Genomic DNA, 16,158 nt, shown 5'->3' with positions numbered 1-16,158 from the left:
CTCTCACCAGGAGAAGAACTGTGGCGACCCCCCAGGCGGACGTGAACCCCAAGCTGGCCACCATCAAGGCGCTGCTCGCCAAGGCCGAGAACTCCGCCGCCTCCGAGGCGGAGGCCGAGCTCTACCGCGCCCGCGCGATGGAGATGATGGCGAAGTACGGCGTTGACTCGGCGCTCCTGAGCGACGGGCAGCCGTCACGGGACGGGGTCACGGACAAGAACTTCGACCTCCAAAACCCCTGGTCCATGTCCCGCGTCCGCCTCATGTACCACATCGCGGAAGCTGTCGGCTGCAAGTCCATCCTCATGGGCCAGCAGGGCAACGGCACCCGCCGCGTCCACGTGGTCGGCTACGAGTCCGATGTCCAGCGCGCGGAGATCCTCTACACCTCGCTCCAGCTCCAGATGCTCAACGGCCTCAACCGGCAGGCCGTGCCGTACGGCGTGCGCAGCCCGAAGGCGTGGCGCAACTCCTGGCAGCTCGGGTTCATCGTGCGCGTCACCGAGCGGCTCGCGGCCATCGAGGAGGCCGCCCGAGCCGCCGCCAGCGGGGAGACGTCCGCCACCGGCCGCAGCGGCGAACTCGTGCTGGCAGCCCGAGGCGGCATGGTCCGGGCCGCGTTCCAGGCAGCCCATCCCACCGTCCGCAAGCAGAGCAGCTCTTTCAGTGGCACCGGGTACGGCGACGGCATCGCCGCAGGCAACCGCGCCGACATCGGCGGAACCCGCCGCATCGGAGCAGCGTCCGCCGGATCGCTCGTCGCCTGATCCGCGCACCCCCGCCGGGGCGGCGGCCCGCCGCCCCGGCCCCACCTCCGCGCGCTTCGAGGAGCCCCGCGTGTACATGGACTGGATCAGGTTCGCCAAGACCGACCAGGACGGCCGCCACTACTTCCAGGTCTACAGCGTCCCCCAGGCGTGGAACGCCGCCGCCCCGAAGATCCCGGGCACAGGCCGGATCAGCGAGAGCGCCGCCCGCGCTTTCGCCAGCGCCAGCCCAGCCGGGCACCAATGGCGCGTCCCCTGCCACTGCACCGACTGCGCCATTGCCGCCAAGTCCGTTGAGAGCAAGGCGTCTTGACCACCCAGGAGAGAGCCGTGACCCGCAAGCACCGCGCCACCCCCGCCCGCATCCTCACCGCCGCCGCCGACCACATCGAGCGCGTCGGCCTCTACCAGGGTGACCACCTCTGGCAGCCCGGACGGATGGGCAACAACGCCCCGTGCAACCTCCTGCACGCATGGGGGCGCGGCGTGCGCGCCGCCCGGCCCCGCTGGTCTCAGCGCGGCGAGGTGTGGGAGGTCTTCCAGCGGTCCCTGTTCGACTCCCTGGTGGTGCTCAGCAACCAGGCCCACGGCCGCCCCGTGTCGCCCGTCCGGTGGCGCAAGCTGGGGCTCACCGAAGACGCCTACCGGCGCACCCTGCTGTGGTGCTGGACCGATACCCCCGGGCGGACCACCGCCGAGGCCGCCGCCCTGATCCGCTCCACCGCAGCCCTCTACCGGAGTGACGCCGATCACACCGTCCCCGGTTGCCCCACCCTTCAGAACATGGTTTAATTAATGATGTCGGAAGGGGGAGGGCAACACCCCCGACCGACACCCGCCGCCGGGGCCGACCGGCCCCGGCGGAACCTCTCACCAGAAGGCAGTACGACGATGACCACCAAGACCGAAGCCGGCGTCCAGACCGCACCCGCCCCGTGGCCGACCATCACCACCGCTGAACTCCTCGCGCACTCCGGCAACGTCCGCTCCGTCGAGGCCCCGGCCGATCTGCTGGCCGACGTGAAGGCCAACGGCGTCCAGGAGCCGCTGTACATCGTGGACACCCACGGCGGGGTGCCCCAGATCATCGACGGGTTCCAGCGTCTGGCCGCCGCCGTCGACGCAGGGCTGGAGGAGCTGCCGTTCACGCCCCGCCCGGTGATCCGGATCGACGCCCTCACCCCGCACCCGGAGAACGCCCGCGAGGATCTCGACATCAACGCGCGGTTCGTGGAGTCCTTCCGCGTCGAGGGCTGCCGCATCCCCGTCAAGATCCAGCGGCTTGAGGGCGGGGTCCTCCAGGTCAACGACGGGAACCGCCGGTTCTACGGTGCGACGGACGCGGGCCTCACCCACGTGCCGTACGAGTGGGAGGACGACGACCGCGACGCCGCCGGGCAGTTCCTCGACATGATCACCACCTCCGAGCAGCGCAAGGGCCTGACGACGCGGGAGATGAACCAGGCCATGTTCAGCGCGGCCGAGGCGGGCGCGCAGGTCGGCCGCATCGCCAAGGCAGCGGGGGTCCGGCAGAAGGACGTGCGCACTCTCGTCAAGGTCCGCAACGACGAGACGCTCAACGCCGCCATCAGCGCCGCGAGCGGCTACACGTGGACGTTCGAGAACATGGCCGCCCTCTCCGAGTTCGCCGACAACCCGGAGGCGCTCGCCGCGATCACCAAGGCCGCCACCGCCAAGGGCGCGGACGAGGCCAAGGTCCAGTGGGCCATCGAGGTCGAGCGGGTCAAGCGAGACAAGGCGGCCAAGGCGGCGGCCCACCGCGCGGAGCTGGAAGCCGCCGGACAGAAGATCCGCGACATCGAGGAGCTGGCCGAGCGAGCCACGGCCGTATCGGAGCTGAACGGCGTCAAGGCCGAGGAGCACGCCACGTGCAAGGGGCAGGTGTGGGTGTTCGACGACCGGCGCGGCGACCGGTACGAGCCCTACTGCTCCGCCCCCGGCCTGTACGGCCACATCGCGCCCGAGAGCGCCAAGAGCAGCGGGACCAGCAACGCCGCCACCGCCGCCGAGGTCGAGGCCGAGCGCGCCGCCCGCGCCGCCGTCAAGGCAGGCAATATCGACTGGGACGCCGCCGAGGTGATCCGCCGGAAGTGGCTCGCGGACCTGATCAAGTCGCGCAACCTTCCGAAGGCCAGCACCATCGCGCTGATCGGCCACGTCAACGAAGCTCTCCTCAGCGGCACTTGGGGGATCTGCGACGACCTGAACAAGGAGCCCACCACCGAGATCCTGGCTGACTTCCTGGGCCTGAACGCCCAGCAGGCCACGGACCGCAGCGCGTTCGCCCAGTACGCCGCCAAGGACCCCAGGAAGGCCCCCCAGCTCCAATTCGCGGCCATCGCCGCAGTCCGCGAGAAGTGCGCGAACCGGTCGGCGTGGCGGACCGACAGCCAGCACGCCCCGTGGACCCGCAAGCCCACGGCGGCATGGTTCCGGGTGCTGGAGTCCCTCGGGTACCCGCTGACGCTCATCGAGCGGTCCGTGGTGGACGAGAAGCCGTACGACCGGGCGAAGGAGGAGCCCCACGCCTCCCTGCTCGGCGGAGGCGACCCGGACGACGAGCAGGGCGACGAGCAGGGTGACGAGGAGTCGGAGGCCGAGCCGGTCGAAGGTGAAGGCGAGGACGAACAGGCCGCCCACGACGCCCGGCCGGAGCAGGCCGACGAGAACCCGGAGGGCGAGGCCGAGCCGGACGCCGAGCAGGCGACCGAGGAGCCGACGGTCGAGGGGCCGGAGGGCACGGAGCCGGAGGGCACGGAGTCGGACGCCGAGCCGACGGCCGACACCGAAACCGCCTGATCCTCCCCGCCGATCCGACGCCGGGGGCGGGAGCCCGCCCCGCCCCCGGCCACCCCCTCCAGGAGCCCCACCGTGACCCGCGCCGCCCTCTCCGAGACCTACGCCGACGACCACTGCTGCGGATATGCCGCCGCCCCCGCCGAGCCCAACACCAGCGTTGCCGCCGACCTCATGCAGGCCCGCGCCATCGCGTCTGGACTCTCGGAGTTCGGCATCGGGTCCGCCCGCTGGTCGGCCGCCTACGACCGCGAGGCCGCCGCCGTCGTCCTGCGCGTGGACACCCCGCGCGGACTGTACGCGCTCGTCATCCCCGAGCCTGGCCAGCCGTTCCCCGTCCGCCACCACGGCGAGCGCATCGGGGCCCTGGACAGCCGCCGCACCTACGGCACCGCCGACAGCTACACCGCCGCCCTGTTCGCCGCCTTCCTGCGCGACCGCGCCGCACTCGACATCCCCGGCAAGGATGTTTGCCTCACCCCCCAAAACATGGTTTAATTAATGATGTCGGAGGGGGAGGGCAACACCCCCTCCGACCCACGGGCCGCCAGCCGGCCCCGACCCGACCCCGGCCGCACGCGGAGGGCAACCCGCCCGGCCGGGGCCCGATCTCTCTCACCAGCAGGAGCACCCACGATGACCAGCGCAGCCATGCGGTTTTCCGTCCCCGCGACCGCCGAGTCCCGCGTCCGCCAGCTCGTTGAGGCCACCAACGCCCGCGCCGCTGTCCACCGCCTCAGCCCGTACGCGCTCGACATCTCCGCGCAGTTCCTCGCGGACTACCGCGACGTAGACGGCCGAGTGATCGGCAAGCGCCCCACCGTCACCGTGACCATCTCCGGCGACCTCCCCCGCCACCAGGGCTGGACCGTCATCGCCCGCCTGGACCACGACGAGGAGGGCGAGACGATCACCAGCCTGTTCCCGGGCCTGCCCGAGCGGGACGCCGAGGCCGCGCGCCAGCACCGTGCCACCGAGGGGTTCTGCCAGGGGTGCTCCGTCGCCCGGCACCGCACCGCCACCTATCTCGCCCGCCACGAGAACGGCGAGATCAAGCAGTTGGGCACCACGTGCGTCGAGCCGTACACCGGCCTGCCGATCAAGGGCCTTGAGGCCCTGTGGCGTCTCGGGTCGATCAAGGACTCCGATTGGGACGGCGACGAGGGCGGCGTCCCGGCAGACCTGCGCGTGCCGGTGGACGAGGTGCTCCGGGTGGCCGCCGCCGTCGTCACCCAGGACGGCCGCTTCTACAGCCGCTCCGAGCAGTGGAAGAACCGCGTGCCGACCGCCGATTCGGTGGACGCCTATTTCTTCGACCGCAAGGCCCCGCAGGAGTGGCGGGCCGGGATCGACGCCGAGGCCGACGCGGCCAGCACCGCCGCCGCCGTCCGCGCGTGGGCCCTCCAGGGGTACGGCAGCCTCTCCGAGTACCGCCACAAGGTGGGCCAGCTGGCCAAGGGCGAGACCGTCGCCCCCCGCCACCTGCCGACGCTGGTCTCCGCTGTCGCCGGGTGGCACCGCGACCAGGAGAAGGCGGTCATCGAGCGGGCCGCCCAGAACAGCAAGCCGCAGGGCACCAAGGGGGAGCGGCTGACCGTCCCCGCCACCGTCACCACCGTGATCGAGCTGGAGGAGCGGCACTACGGCTACCACGCCCAGCGCCGCCGACTGATCAAGTTCCAGGACGCCGAGGGCAACGTGTTCGTCTGGTTCTCCTCCGCCGCCACCGTCCCGGACAAGGGCGACGAGGTCGAGCTGACCGGCACTGTCAAGGAGCACAGCACCTACGGCGAGACCGCGCAGACCGTGCTCACCCGGTGCCGCGTCACCGAGCGCGAACCGGTCGCCGCCTAGGAGGCCCGGCCGGGCGGACACCACCGCCCGGCCGCCCCCGGCCGCCGGGCCGTGGGGCCGGGCGGCATCGAGCCGCCCACCCCCACGCTCGCCCACCGCCCGCCAGGGTGACCCCGTCCGGCGGCCGACCGCCGGACGGCCCGGACCGAAAGGGCGTCCCTGCGGGACGGCGCAGCCTGGCCCGGCTCGCAGCCGGCCGGGACGTCCGGGCCGCAGGCGGCCCTCCCGCCCCGCCCGGACGCCGGGCCAACGGACGTGCCCTGCGGGCACGACAGCACTCTCCGTCGCGCTCCGCGCGACCAGGCGGCACCCCGACGACGGGGGCGCCGCCCGCCCCCGACCGCACCGCCGAACCCACCGAGGACCACCCATGCCCGAGCCCGTGCGCGTCGCCGCCCCGTTCGGAGACCCGTCACCGCAGACCTGTCTGCAAGTCGCCGGGGAAGCCGCTCTCCTCGCCATCATCGCCGCCGACGAGGCCATGACCGCCGTCTGCCGAAGCCGCTCCGGGAGCGCGCACCTGGAGGCGGCCATGCACGCGGCCCACCAGGAGGCCACCGAGGCCGCCCGGCACGCCGACCACGCCGAGAAGTACGCCGTCGACCCCGAGATGCCGACGAGCGCGCTGGCGTACTGCGCCCGCCAAGCCGTCCACCACGCCCTGCTCGCCCAAGTCGCAGCCGGAGTCGAGACCACGGCCGCCGGCCTGCGCGCCGAACTGGACCGAGTCCTCACCCCCGCGGAACTGGCCGAACGGGAGAGCGCCCGCCGCAAGGAGGAGGCCCAGCGCGAAGCGGAACAGCAGGCCGCGACCGGCATGGACCGCCAGAACCGGGAGCAGGCCGCCTCGAACCAGTACCTCGCGCAGCAGTACGTCGCCGCACTCGGCTGGACCACCGGCCACCTGCGGGTGATGGAGGCCGCCGCGACCGGCCGCCTGTACTGGCGCGGCGGCCGTGCCCGGCTCGCGGCGCGGCACGGCGAGTGGACCGGCGGGCGCCGGATCAGCCAGGAGAGGACGCAGGCCCTGCTGGCCGCCAAGTTCCTCACCGCCGCCCAGCAGAGCGACGGCACCCGTGTGCTGACCCCCAGCCCGATGGGCCACGTCACGCTGGAACTCGCCCGGCTCCACCAGGACGGACTCCACAGCACCGACCAAGCAGCCTACGAAGCGCGGTTCGCCCGGGTCCGCCGCCGCCACAAGCGCCGTGACGACCAGAAGGCCGCCGCCCGCCGCCTGCCCCCGCTCGACCCCAGCGCGCAGAAGCTGTATCGGAAGACCGTCACCATCGCCGAACAGCAGGCGCACCCCGACCAGCAGGCACGCATCGAACCCGGACCGGCCAACCCGTCGGAGACCGGCGTCGGAAGTCTGCCCGCCGTTGCTCTGCCACAGCCGGCACCCGCCCCAACCACGACCCCGCGAGCTCCAGCACTTGCTGCACGCAAGCCCCGTCGAGCACTGCGGGGGGCCCGGCCGATCCTCGTCTCCCCACTCCAACCCACCCTGTGGTGACGCTCCGGCGGTGGTTGCCTTTGCCTCCGGCGGGTCCTCTCTCGGAGGGGGTGGGGGCCGGTCGGTTGGGTGCGGCTTGGTGGTGGTTGGGGTTGTGGGGGCGGGGCTCCCTCCTCGGTCGGCCACCCGGAGGGCGTACCAGGAACCCGGGCAGGGTGCCCAGGCCAAGCCGCTTCGCGGTCGCTGCGCGAGCCTGGGCACCCCACCCGGAACCCTGAAACGGCAGGAGCTGTCCGACCGAGGAGGGAACCCCGCCCGGGGCCCGTTGTGGCCGGGCCCGGCCGGGCGGGTGCGGGTCGGTGTGGTGGGAAAAGGGCAGGTCAGGGCGGTTCTCTGGCTTGACCCGACCCTTAGAACATGGTTTAATTAGTGATGTCGGAAGGGGAGGGCAACACCCCGCCGGCCTCCGGAGGGCTGACCGGCCCCCGGCACCCACTCTCACCAGGAGAACCCAGATGGACCAGCGACCCGCCGTCGCCGACCTCGCCCACTCGATCGCCCTCGCGCTCGGCGGGAACTGGCGACCGCAGCAGGTACTCCACGGCGTCCACGAACTGGCCCACGCCGCCAACCTCACCCACCCCGACGGCCGACAGCTCCACCTCTCCGAGCGCTACGACGACCCCGGCCACCTCCAGCTCCGGGGCGCGTTCCCCGCCACCGACTACCCGTTCCGCCGGGGCGAGCGCGACAGCGTCCGAATCGCCATGGACGAAGACCCCGCGCGGATCGCGGCCCTGCTCTTGGACGGCCTCATCCCCGCGCACCGCACCGTTCACCAGCGCGTGAAGGAGTACAACAGCGAACAGGCCGCGATGCGCCGAAGCGTCGAAGAAGCCGCCCGCGAGATTTCCGCCCGGCTTCCCGGGGCCCGGACCCGGATCGACGGGACGAGCGCCTATATCCACATGAGCCTTGAGCCCGGAGAGGTCCGAATCGGACTTGAAGGGGGAGTGGTGAACGTCGTTCTCCAGGATGCGCCCATGATCATCGCTGACGCGGTCGTATTCGCGGTCAGCCGATTCCTGCCCGACATCCAGACCCCCGACGACGAGCGCGGCCAGCACCCCGAGGAATTCGCCCTCTAATCCCTCCGGTCTCCCCGGCGGCGCGCGCCCGAATGAGCGCGCGCGCCGTCCCCAGCGAAAGGCCATAATGAGCGCCGACCTGTTCGCCATCCGCCCGAAATGGACCGTCCAGGCCCCGCATCTGCGATGCACCCTGAGAAGGGCCCTTGCTGCCCAGCCCGAACAAAGGGTGTGGTCCGGCACCGAGCACATCAACAATGCCGGAGCGCTGGCCTACGGCGGAGAACTCCCCGATTCCGGCCCGTTGTACCTCGACCGCTCCCAGCTCCGCACGCTCAAAATCGCCATCGAATGGCGCAGGGCCAAGCGCGAAGCCAGCCCGCAGAAAGTCGCCCCGGACATCCTCGAACACTGGACAGAAATTGAGGATGAGGTCATAGAGGCATACCGGGCCGCGTGCCACAAAGAGGGGCTGTACTGGATGTGAGGGCTTGCCGAACACCTCAGAACATGGTTTAATTAGTGATGTCGGAAGGGGGAGGGCAACACCCCCGACCGACACCACCGGCCAGCCGGCCGGGGGCCGAAATTTCTCACCAGGGAGACCAGGGAATGCCCAGCAAGCCGAAGATGACCGACGATGAGCGCCGCGCCTACAGTGCCCAGATGCGCGGTGAGCTCGAAGGCGTGATGGACCGCGCGTACGGCGCGATGGTCGCCGACGAAGGATTCTGGGCCGCCGTCATGCGCACCGCCGCGACCCTGGCCGACCGCAGCCCCGTCAACTGCATCGCCATCGCCGCCCAGCACCCCAACGCGACCCGCGTCCTCAGCTCCGGCGACTGGCGCAAGGCCGGACGCTTCCCGGTCAAGGGCTCCACCTCCCTCCGCATCTGGACCCCGATCCGGCGGCGGACCGACGACGCCCAGGCCGCCGAGGCCGGGCCCCGGGAAGCCGCTGCCGACGCTGCCGCGCAGGGGGAGGGCCGCAGGGTCTCCGGCTTCAAGGCTGGGCCGGTGTTCGACATCAGCCAGACCGACGGTGACGCCTACGAGGAGCCCGCCGCCGCCGTGCTCGCCGCCGAGGCCGTCCGGGACATCCTGCTCACCCAGTACCGCGACTGGTACCACGAGGACCCCGAGCAGGCCGGAGGGTTCGACTTCACCCGCGAGACCCCCGACGCCGCCGCCCGCATCCTGCTGTACGGCCACGCATGGCGGCGCATCACCGAGGCGGACGCCTCGCTCCCCGGCCAGCATCTCGCCGAGGTCGCCTCAGCCGCCCACGTCGCCGCCCTGATCCTCAAGATCACCCCCGGCCCGGCCGTCATGCCCCCGCTCGCGGGCATCATCACCCAGGACAAGAAGCCCCCCGTGCACGAGTCCGCTGTCCGCGCCGTTGAGACCGGCCGCGCCATCGCGCAGGCCGTCACCGCCGCCGCCGAGCGCCGCCGCGAACTCACCGCAGCCGGTTGACCCAGACCTAGAAACATGGTTTAATTAATGATGTCGGAAGGGGGAGGGCAACACCCCCGACCGACACCCGCCGCCGGGGCCGACCGGCCCCGGCGGAACCTCCCACCAGACAGGACACGACATGCTCACCACCCAGGCCCCCACCGTCCAGGACTTCCCCACCGCCACTCTCGTGACCGCCGGACCCTGGTTCCGGGGCCGCCAGCTCGACACCCGCCCGGCCATCGTCGTCGGTCCGTTCGGCGGCCCCGAGTTCGCCGACAAGGCCAACATGGTCATCGTCTGGTACTTCACCACCGGTGTCCCGAAGCCCGGGGACAGCGTCCAGGCGATGTTCCCCCACGAGCTGACGCCGCTTGACGACACGCTGACCACCATGGACCCGGGCGCGTTCTGCGACATCGCCACCAGCTTGCCGCTGGGCCGGTTCGCCTACGGCGACGGGCACGACCTCATCGCCGCCGTGAACCGCGCGGTCCGCGAGCGGATCGAAGCCGCCCCGGCCACCCGCCAGAGCTGACCGCAGGCCCCGCCGGTCCGGGGGAGGGCAACACCTCCGGACCGGCGGGCCCCAACACCCGAGCGGACACCCCTTCGGGGCGGCAGCAGGCACGGTCCGGTGCGTTCACCGCCGCCGGCCGACTCCGCCTAGCGGCTCCGCCGACCGACGGCGGGCACCGGACCGCGAAGGACGCGCCCCGCGGGGGCGCGGCAGCCCCTGCCGTCGCGCGGGGCGCGACGGCAGCGGACCGCTCGTCCCTCACGGCCCGCCCCCGGTGGTGCTCACCGCTTCCAGCACCCCGTCCGCCCTCCGGGCGGCCAAAAACTCTCACCAGAAACCACCAGTTCAATGACCATCGAGATCACCCACACCCGCCGCGAAGGCACCCTCATCACCGGCAGCGCCCGGGGCGACGGATCGGCCGAGATCCTGAAACTCCGCGAGTACGGCCGCACCCTGCGCCAGGGCTTCCGCTGGAGCAGGAACCTCGACTGCTGGTACCTCCCGCACAGCCGCGACCACGCCGCTTACACCCCCAACCTCGAACTCCTCGCCCAGCGGCTGCGGGACGCCGGCCTCGACGCCACCCTGACCGTCGACAACGCCGACCGCCGCAGCTTCGCCGAGGCCGAGCAGGACCGGGAGGAGCGAGCCGCCGACCGCGCCGACCGCTTCGGCGGGTACGCCGACAACGCCGCCCGTAACTCCACGGCCGCGTGGAAGTCCGCCCACGCGATATCGGAGCGGTTCGAGTTCGGCCAGCCGATCCTTGTCGGCCACCACTCGGAGGGCCGCGCCCGCCGCGACCGCGAGCGCATGGACACCTCGATGCGCAAGAGCATCAGCGAAGGCGACCGCGCCCAGCACTGGGCCGACCGGCAGAAGGCCGCCGCCAACTACGAGCGGTTCCGCAAGGACCCCGGCCGCACCCTCCGGCGCCTGGACAAGCTGCGGGCCGACCTACGCGCGGTCGAGAAATGGCAGCGCGGAGAGTCGGCGAAGGGGTACTCCCGCAACCCCGACGACCCGGAGCTGACCATCCGGCACGAGGAGCTGACCGAGGAGATCGAGCTCTGGGAGCAGGTCATCAAGGACGCCGAGGCCAAGGGCCTCAAGGTCTGGACGAAGGCCGACTTCAAGCGCGGTGACTTCGCGCTCCACCGAGGCACCTGGTACGAGGTCCTGCGCGTCAACCCGAAGTCGCTCACCATCCCGCACATCTTCAACGGCACCGGCAAGACCATCGTCCGCGCCACCGACGACGGATACGACGGCTGGACCTCCACCGCCCCCTACGACGACGTCGCGGGCCGCAAGAGCGCCGACGAGATGCAGCCCGCCGCACCGGCCCAGGCCGCGTAGGACCGCCGCGCCCGCCCCGGCGGCCAAGCGCCCCGGGGCGGGCCCCCTCTCTCACCAGAACAGGGCCCCACCATGACCACCCAGAACCTCGAACGAACCGTCGTCCTCACCGCCATGCCCTTCCGCATCGGCACCCCCGACCTCGAATCCCGGTACCCCGTGATCATCGGGCCGGACCTGGTGATCGGCCGCGCCTACCGGTGGCACCGGGACTGGTGGGTCGTGACCAGCGCGGGGGAGCGCAACATCGGCCGCCCGAAGGTCGGCGTCCCCGGCATCGAGAAGGCGGCCGTCCACCTCACGCAGGAGTACGCCGCCGGTCGGATCACCGCCGTCCCCCTGGGCCAGATCCGCGCCGAAGAACCCCAGCCGCTGGCCGGCCCCGTGCCGTTGCTGCACCTGCGGATGCCCGTCAACGACCGCAACACCGAGAGCGCCGCGACCGCGTTCGCCGGACTCGCGAACCTCCGGTGGCGGGCGGTCCTCACCGGGTTCCCCGGCAGTGACAACCACTGGGTCCTGCTCTGCGAGTTGTGCGGGTGGATCGGCCCGAAGTTCTGGTCGCACCTGCGCGGGAGGAACGGCGGCCTGCCGAGCCTTCACCGCCACGAGGGCGGATGCGTCGGCCCGGACCGCGTCCGCGAACTGATCCCCGCCTACCAGCAGTAGACCGACCAACCCGGGGGCGGCGCCGCCGCCCCCGGGCACCACCGAGACGGACACCACCATGCTGATCCGCTACACCCCCGAGAGCATCGTCATCGCCGACAACCCGGCCGCCATCCTGGAGTGGGCCGCGCACCACATCGAGCACGTCGGCATCCACCAGGGCCCGCGCCTGTTCGCCGGCCCCGGCCGTACCGCCCTCCTGCCGTGCTGGCCGCGCGGCGCCCTCGAAGTCGCCGCCGGAGAAGGACGTGGAGCCGCCGGCCGCACCTACGACTGGGCCCGCATCCACGGGGCCCGTGACGAGGCGTTCGCCCTGCTCGCCGAAACCCTCACCGGGCGTCCCGCGGAAGCCGCCGACCCCGCTGCCGCGAAGGACCAGCACCGGGACGTCATCGACCGGTGGAGCGCCGAGCCCGGCCGCACCGCCGCCGACGCCGCCCGCGCCTTCCGCGAAGCCGCCGTCCGCGCCGACCGCACCCTGTTCTGACCGGGTCTGCCCCGCCACCCCGACACTTCGAGAGCCAGCACGATGGACCAGACGACCACACTCCGCAGCACCACCGGGGCCCCCGGCCGACGAGGAGCCGCCACCCCGAGCAAGGACGGCGTCCACCGAATCGGGATACCCCTCCAACCCCGGCTCAGCGCGACCGACCTGATCCGCGTACTCCTCGCGGCCCCGGCGGAGACCGCCCTCCATACCCTCGACCCCGTACAGGTCCGCGCGCTCATCGCCGACGTGCTCACCCGGTACGGCTACGAGGTACTCGACCGGTCGCCGTACGACCCCGGCCGCAGCCGCCACCAGGACGCCCGCCGGGCGATCCGCCGTGCCTACGGACAGCGCTTCCAGGGCTCCCCGGCAGAGCAGGCCGTACTCGCCGACCCCCTGCGCGAAGTGCTCGCCGCCACCCCGGACGGTCGGCCGTGACCGCGACCGTCACCGAGCCGGCCGGGGCCCGGACACGGCACACGCACTACTGGCGGCTCCGCAACGGACGAACCCTCGACCTCACCACCAGCGCCCCCCAGACGTGGCACATCCGCCCCGGCCACCCCGGCGGCGACTACAGCGACCTCGGGCACGAACCCGACCCGCCCGAGCACCACACCCCGACCCTGCTCACCCGCAGCCGACGGACCGGCCGCCGGGAGACGGAGGAGTTCCGGGGCGGGTGCCTGGCTTGCGGATGGGAGGGCCCCGTTCACCAGGGCGAGGGGTACGGCGACGGCGACAACCCGGCCGTGGAGGAGGCGCACGACCACGCCTTCCCCGGGTGGCGCGAGCTGCCGCCCCTCACCACCACCACGGACCGGTGGGCACTCCCGCGCGACCGGGCACGGTGGGCACAGCTGACCTCCCGCTACCCGCCCGGGTGGCTGGAGCGGGGTGCCCCGCTGGTGGCGTGGAGCCGTCACCACCGTGAGGAGCACGCACCCCCGCACCGCGGACGCCCCCGCTACGAACTGCGCGTCCCCCGGCCGCCCGCCGCTCCGCGCCCCGGCACCGCCGACCAGGACGCCCTGTTCTGATGGCCGCCGCACTCCGCGCCAGAGCCCCGCCGCCCGGCTCAAAGATGGTTCAATTACTCCGCCGTCGGCGGAGTGGGCAACCTTCGTCCCGGCGGGTGCCGAACCGGCGCCCGAACCACCAAGACAGCAAAAGACGGCCAGCACACATGGGCAACACGGTGCTGGCCGTCCGGTGTCTCTCACCAGAAAGACCACCCCATGCTATGCGACCGGCACGCCGACTGTCCCCAACCCGGGGACACCGTCCAGCTCAGGGGCGGTAACAGCATCGGCGCCAAGTCCACCGACAGCTACGTCCTCGTTGAGGACTTCCCCCGTACCGGCCGGCACCTCGTGCTCAACCTCCCCGTGGGCCACCCCGCCCACGACGACTGGGCCGCCGCCGTCCCCCTGGCAGAGATAGCCACCCTCACCCGGCTCGAACCCACGGGAAGCCGCACCTGGACGCCCGTCCCCGAGCCGGACGAGACCCAGTGACCACCCCGAACGACCACGACCACCAACAGGAGGCGACCGTGCCCGCCAAGACCGGCCGCACGCGCTACTCACGCACGGACCTGCGCAGGGTCCACGGCCTCAGCGAATCCACCCTCCAGAACCTTTGGGTGGACAGGGAGAGCAACGGGCACCCGGCCGCCGAGATCATCGACGGTGTCATGCACTGGGACGGCGTCGAGTGGGCGACGTGGCACCACGAGCTCCAGCGAAGCCGCGCCGCCGCGAACACCACCAACGCGCCGAAGCTGGACGGCGACCCGGAGGAGATGGTGGGCCCGGCCGAGGCCGCGAAGATCTGTGGCTTCGCCGACTCCACCACCGTCTCCCACTACGTCAAGGCCCCGCCGGAGGGCTGGCCCGACCCCGACGATTGGGACGAGCTGCCGACCCGCCGCCGCCCGAAGTGGAAGCGCTGGCGGCTGTGGCAGTACCTCGCCGACCGCAAGGGCCGCGGCCACGCCGGCGGACGCCCCACCGGCACCGGCTCCCGGGTGGCCTACCCGTACCAGGGGGACGAACGACTCACCCTCGCCCGGCAGGCCCTCGCCGCCAACCCCAAGGCCACGAACGCCGAGCTGATCCCCCTGCTCCAGGAGCAAGGGGCGAAGCCCTACTCCCGGCCGACCTGGAACAACATCCTCAAATCGGCCCGCGCCCACCCCGAGGGGGACTGACCGTGACCGACCCCCGCTGTCCGCGCTGCGGCGGCCCGCTCGGCGAACGGCCCGCCCGCTCCCGGGTGACCACCGACCGAGACGTCCCGATCTGCACCACGTGCGGCACTGACGAGGCCGTGCGCGAAGCCCAGCGCCAGGCACCCGTACCGCCCGGCGAGTGGCCGCTGACCTAGTTCAGCTGGCCCCAGCCCACCCGGTGGCACCGGAAGGTCCCCCGCTCCAGCCCATGGAGCGGGGGCCTTTGCTTTGCCAGCCACCCCGTATCCCGCAGGCATCCGCCGTCGTTGGACACGCGGACCCATCAGGCCGACGCAGAAGGCGACCTCCGATGACCGGGCACACGCGACCGGCCCAGACCGAGCACCGACCGCCGACCGAAGCGACGGTAAAACAGCTCTACGCCACGGCCTTCCGGTGCGGCAAGCCCGAATGCCCGAGACCGCTCTACCGGATGAACAACGAGACCGGGGAGACGATCCTCAACAGTCGCATCGCCCACATCCACGCGCGGCGCCAGGGCGGTCCGCGATGGAACCCGCAGATGACCGAAGCCGACAACCGCAGCGCCGGGAACCTCCTGCCCCTGTGTATCGAAGACGCAGCCGAAGTCGACGAGACCCCTGCGCACTACCCCGCCGACCTGCTGCGGGAGTGGAAGCGCGAGCAGCTCCGCGAATACGACACGATCCAGCGGGCGTGGCCGATCACCGACGACCAGGCCGCGGAAGCAGCTGAGCAGTCCTTCGGCCCGCAGCAGGAGGCCGCCGCCACGGCCGCAGCCGCAGCAGTGGCACAGGTGGCCCGGTGTGCCAGCCGACTGGTGGAGACCAGCCGTCAGCAGCGCCGGGCGGCTGCGGACGCGGCTGCCGGCTGGCAGGCGATGAGAGCCCGGTGGGCCCAGAGCCTCGGCCCGTTCTTCGACCCGGGCACCGGGGACCGGCTTACATCCGACGAGGCACAGGTGGAGCCGCCGCGCCGCGACACCGAGGAGTGCGAGTCCGCGCTGCGGGCGACCCTGCGCACGGCGAAGGAAGCCATCGAGCCGGTGGCCACCGACCTCGTCGCCGAGCTGGGCGCGGTGCGCGTGGTGGCGAGGGCCCTGGGGCTGCGGTGCGACCAGGTTGAGCAGGACGCGCGGAGCTTGGTGAGTGCCGCCACCCAGTGGGACCTGTCCGACCCCGGTGACGGCGTGTGGCACCAGGCGGTAGCCCGACTGGAGGCGGCTGTGCAGGCCCTCGGTGCGGTCTGGCACGAGGAGGACGCCCGCTCGCAACCGCCGCAGCCGACCGTTCCGCAGTCCGAGGCCACGGCATGCCCGCCAGCCGCCTGATCCGACCCAGCGGCACCCCCAGCCGAACACCAGGCCCAGCCGCAGGCCAGGACCGCACGCCGACCGTGACGCCCAGGCCAACCTCACCTCGATGCCAGACCGCCTCCCGAGGTAACAGTCCGACAGCAC

20 protein-coding genes are annotated in these 16,158 nt (G+C 72.3%); all 20 read left to right on the top strand.

The window, feature by feature from the left end:
• Positions 1 to 20 precede the first annotated feature (20 nt).
• The 20 genes from ACFVYI_RS23765 to ACFVYI_RS23670 all read left to right on the top strand — a co-directional run bounded on the left by ACFVYI_RS23765 (position 21) and on the right by ACFVYI_RS23670 (position 16,029).
• Positions 21 to 767 carry a DUF2786 domain-containing protein gene (locus tag ACFVYI_RS23765; RefSeq protein WP_387888838.1) on the top strand — a complete coding sequence of 249 codons (747 nt, stop codon included), beginning with the start codon at positions 21 to 23 and terminating at the stop codon, positions 765 to 767.
• Positions 768 to 843: 76 nt separating this feature from the next.
• Entirely contained in the window at positions 844 to 1,080 is a 237-nt protein-coding gene (locus ACFVYI_RS23760) for a hypothetical protein (RefSeq protein ID WP_387888835.1), read from the top strand.
• Positions 1,081 to 1,097: 17 nt separating this feature from the next.
• Positions 1,098 to 1,559, top strand: a complete 462-nt coding sequence (locus ACFVYI_RS23755; RefSeq protein WP_387888834.1) for a DUF6197 family protein — start codon at positions 1,098 to 1,100, stop codon at positions 1,557 to 1,559.
• Between the two features lie 99 nt (positions 1,560 to 1,658).
• Entirely contained in the window at positions 1,659 to 3,587 is a 1,929-nt protein-coding gene (locus tag ACFVYI_RS23750; RefSeq protein ID WP_387888831.1) for a ParB N-terminal domain-containing protein, read from the top strand.
• Between the two features lie 72 nt (positions 3,588 to 3,659).
• Entirely contained in the window at positions 3,660 to 4,082 is a 423-nt protein-coding gene (locus tag ACFVYI_RS23745) for a hypothetical protein (RefSeq protein WP_387888830.1), read from the top strand.
• A gap of 138 nt (positions 4,083 to 4,220) precedes the next feature.
• Complete coding sequence (locus ACFVYI_RS23740) at positions 4,221 to 5,438, top strand: hypothetical protein (RefSeq protein WP_387888828.1); 1,218 nt, start codon at positions 4,221 to 4,223, stop codon at positions 5,436 to 5,438.
• A gap of 370 nt (positions 5,439 to 5,808) precedes the next feature.
• A complete protein-coding gene (locus ACFVYI_RS23735; protein WP_387888826.1) occupies positions 5,809 to 6,954 on the top strand; it encodes a hypothetical protein in 1,146 nt (381 codons plus the stop codon).
• 455 nt (positions 6,955 to 7,409) lie between these two features.
• On the top strand, positions 7,410 to 8,042 hold the full coding sequence (locus ACFVYI_RS23730) for a hypothetical protein (RefSeq protein WP_387888823.1): 633 nt from the start codon (positions 7,410 to 7,412) through the stop codon (positions 8,040 to 8,042).
• 67 nt (positions 8,043 to 8,109) lie between these two features.
• Positions 8,110 to 8,469 (top strand): hypothetical protein, encoded by a 360-nt coding sequence (locus ACFVYI_RS23725; RefSeq protein WP_387888820.1) that lies wholly within the window; start codon positions 8,110 to 8,112, stop codon positions 8,467 to 8,469.
• 125 nt (positions 8,470 to 8,594) lie between these two features.
• A complete protein-coding gene (locus tag ACFVYI_RS23720; RefSeq protein ID WP_387888817.1) occupies positions 8,595 to 9,458 on the top strand; it encodes a hypothetical protein in 864 nt (287 codons plus the stop codon).
• Positions 9,459 to 9,579: 121 nt separating this feature from the next.
• On the top strand, positions 9,580 to 9,978 hold the full coding sequence (locus ACFVYI_RS23715; protein ID WP_387888815.1) for a DUF6409 family protein: 399 nt from the start codon (positions 9,580 to 9,582) through the stop codon (positions 9,976 to 9,978).
• 330 nt (positions 9,979 to 10,308) lie between these two features.
• Positions 10,309 to 11,322: a DUF3560 domain-containing protein gene (locus ACFVYI_RS23710; protein WP_387888814.1), complete on the top strand. Its 1,014-nt coding sequence runs from the start codon at positions 10,309 to 10,311 to the stop codon at positions 11,320 to 11,322.
• A gap of 72 nt (positions 11,323 to 11,394) precedes the next feature.
• Positions 11,395 to 11,991, top strand: coding sequence for a hypothetical protein (locus ACFVYI_RS23705; RefSeq protein WP_387888813.1), 597 nt, complete (start codon positions 11,395 to 11,397; stop codon positions 11,989 to 11,991).
• A gap of 58 nt (positions 11,992 to 12,049) precedes the next feature.
• Positions 12,050 to 12,478 carry a DUF6197 family protein gene (locus ACFVYI_RS23700; protein WP_387888811.1) on the top strand — a complete coding sequence of 143 codons (429 nt, stop codon included), beginning with the start codon at positions 12,050 to 12,052 and terminating at the stop codon, positions 12,476 to 12,478.
• A gap of 42 nt (positions 12,479 to 12,520) precedes the next feature.
• Positions 12,521 to 12,922, top strand: coding sequence for a DUF6181 family protein (locus tag ACFVYI_RS23695; RefSeq protein ID WP_387888808.1), 402 nt, complete (start codon positions 12,521 to 12,523; stop codon positions 12,920 to 12,922).
• Positions 12,919 to 13,524, top strand: a complete 606-nt coding sequence (locus ACFVYI_RS23690) for a DUF6349 family protein (protein ID WP_387888806.1) — start codon at positions 12,919 to 12,921, stop codon at positions 13,522 to 13,524. The genes ACFVYI_RS23695 and ACFVYI_RS23690 overlap by 4 nt, the downstream gene beginning before the upstream one ends.
• Positions 13,525 to 13,722: 198 nt before the next feature.
• Entirely contained in the window at positions 13,723 to 14,001 is a 279-nt protein-coding gene (locus tag ACFVYI_RS23685) for a DUF6211 family protein (protein ID WP_387888804.1), read from the top strand.
• Positions 13,998 to 14,696 (top strand): hypothetical protein, encoded by a 699-nt coding sequence (locus tag ACFVYI_RS23680; RefSeq protein WP_387888802.1) that lies wholly within the window; start codon positions 13,998 to 14,000, stop codon positions 14,694 to 14,696. The genes ACFVYI_RS23685 and ACFVYI_RS23680 overlap by 4 nt, the downstream gene beginning before the upstream one ends.
• Before the next feature lie 2 nt (positions 14,697 to 14,698).
• The gene (locus ACFVYI_RS23675; RefSeq protein ID WP_387888800.1) at positions 14,699 to 14,872 is read left to right on the top strand and encodes a hypothetical protein; all 174 of its coding nucleotides are present in this window, start codon (positions 14,699 to 14,701) and stop codon (positions 14,870 to 14,872) included.
• Positions 14,873 to 15,027: 155 nt separating this feature from the next.
• Complete coding sequence (locus ACFVYI_RS23670; protein ID WP_387888797.1) at positions 15,028 to 16,029, top strand: hypothetical protein; 1,002 nt, start codon at positions 15,028 to 15,030, stop codon at positions 16,027 to 16,029.
• Positions 16,030 to 16,158: the final 129 nt, after the last annotated feature.

Origin of the sequence: Kitasatospora sp. NPDC058218 (assembly GCF_042882445.1) — a bacterium.
Taxonomy (GTDB): domain Bacteria; phylum Actinomycetota; class Actinomycetes; order Streptomycetales; family Streptomycetaceae; genus Kitasatospora.
The sequence above is the reverse complement of the archived record's forward strand: the minus strand, read 5'-3'. Positions and strand labels throughout refer to the sequence as shown.

Coding starts and splice junctions, on each gene's coding strand:
- ACFVYI_RS23760 (WP_387888835.1), top strand. CDS start 844: ATGGACTGGATCAGGTTCGCCAAGACCGACCAGGACGGCCGCCACTAC.
- ACFVYI_RS23750 (WP_387888831.1), top strand. CDS start 1,659: ATGACCACCAAGACCGAAGCCGGCGTCCAGACCGCACCCGCCCCGTGG.
- ACFVYI_RS23740 (WP_387888828.1), top strand. CDS start 4,221: ATGACCAGCGCAGCCATGCGGTTTTCCGTCCCCGCGACCGCCGAGTCC.
- ACFVYI_RS23735 (WP_387888826.1), top strand. CDS start 5,809: ATGCCCGAGCCCGTGCGCGTCGCCGCCCCGTTCGGAGACCCGTCACCG.
- ACFVYI_RS23730 (WP_387888823.1), top strand. CDS start 7,410: ATGGACCAGCGACCCGCCGTCGCCGACCTCGCCCACTCGATCGCCCTC.
- ACFVYI_RS23725 (WP_387888820.1), top strand. CDS start 8,110: ATGAGCGCCGACCTGTTCGCCATCCGCCCGAAATGGACCGTCCAGGCC.
- ACFVYI_RS23720 (WP_387888817.1), top strand. CDS start 8,595: ATGCCCAGCAAGCCGAAGATGACCGACGATGAGCGCCGCGCCTACAGT.
- ACFVYI_RS23715 (WP_387888815.1), top strand. CDS start 9,580: ATGCTCACCACCCAGGCCCCCACCGTCCAGGACTTCCCCACCGCCACT.
- ACFVYI_RS23710 (WP_387888814.1), top strand. CDS start 10,309: ATGACCATCGAGATCACCCACACCCGCCGCGAAGGCACCCTCATCACC.
- ACFVYI_RS23705 (WP_387888813.1), top strand. CDS start 11,395: ATGACCACCCAGAACCTCGAACGAACCGTCGTCCTCACCGCCATGCCC.
- ACFVYI_RS23700 (WP_387888811.1), top strand. CDS start 12,050: ATGCTGATCCGCTACACCCCCGAGAGCATCGTCATCGCCGACAACCCG.
- ACFVYI_RS23695 (WP_387888808.1), top strand. CDS start 12,521: ATGGACCAGACGACCACACTCCGCAGCACCACCGGGGCCCCCGGCCGA.
- ACFVYI_RS23685 (WP_387888804.1), top strand. CDS start 13,723: ATGCTATGCGACCGGCACGCCGACTGTCCCCAACCCGGGGACACCGTC.
- ACFVYI_RS23670 (WP_387888797.1), top strand. CDS start 15,028: ATGACCGGGCACACGCGACCGGCCCAGACCGAGCACCGACCGCCGACC.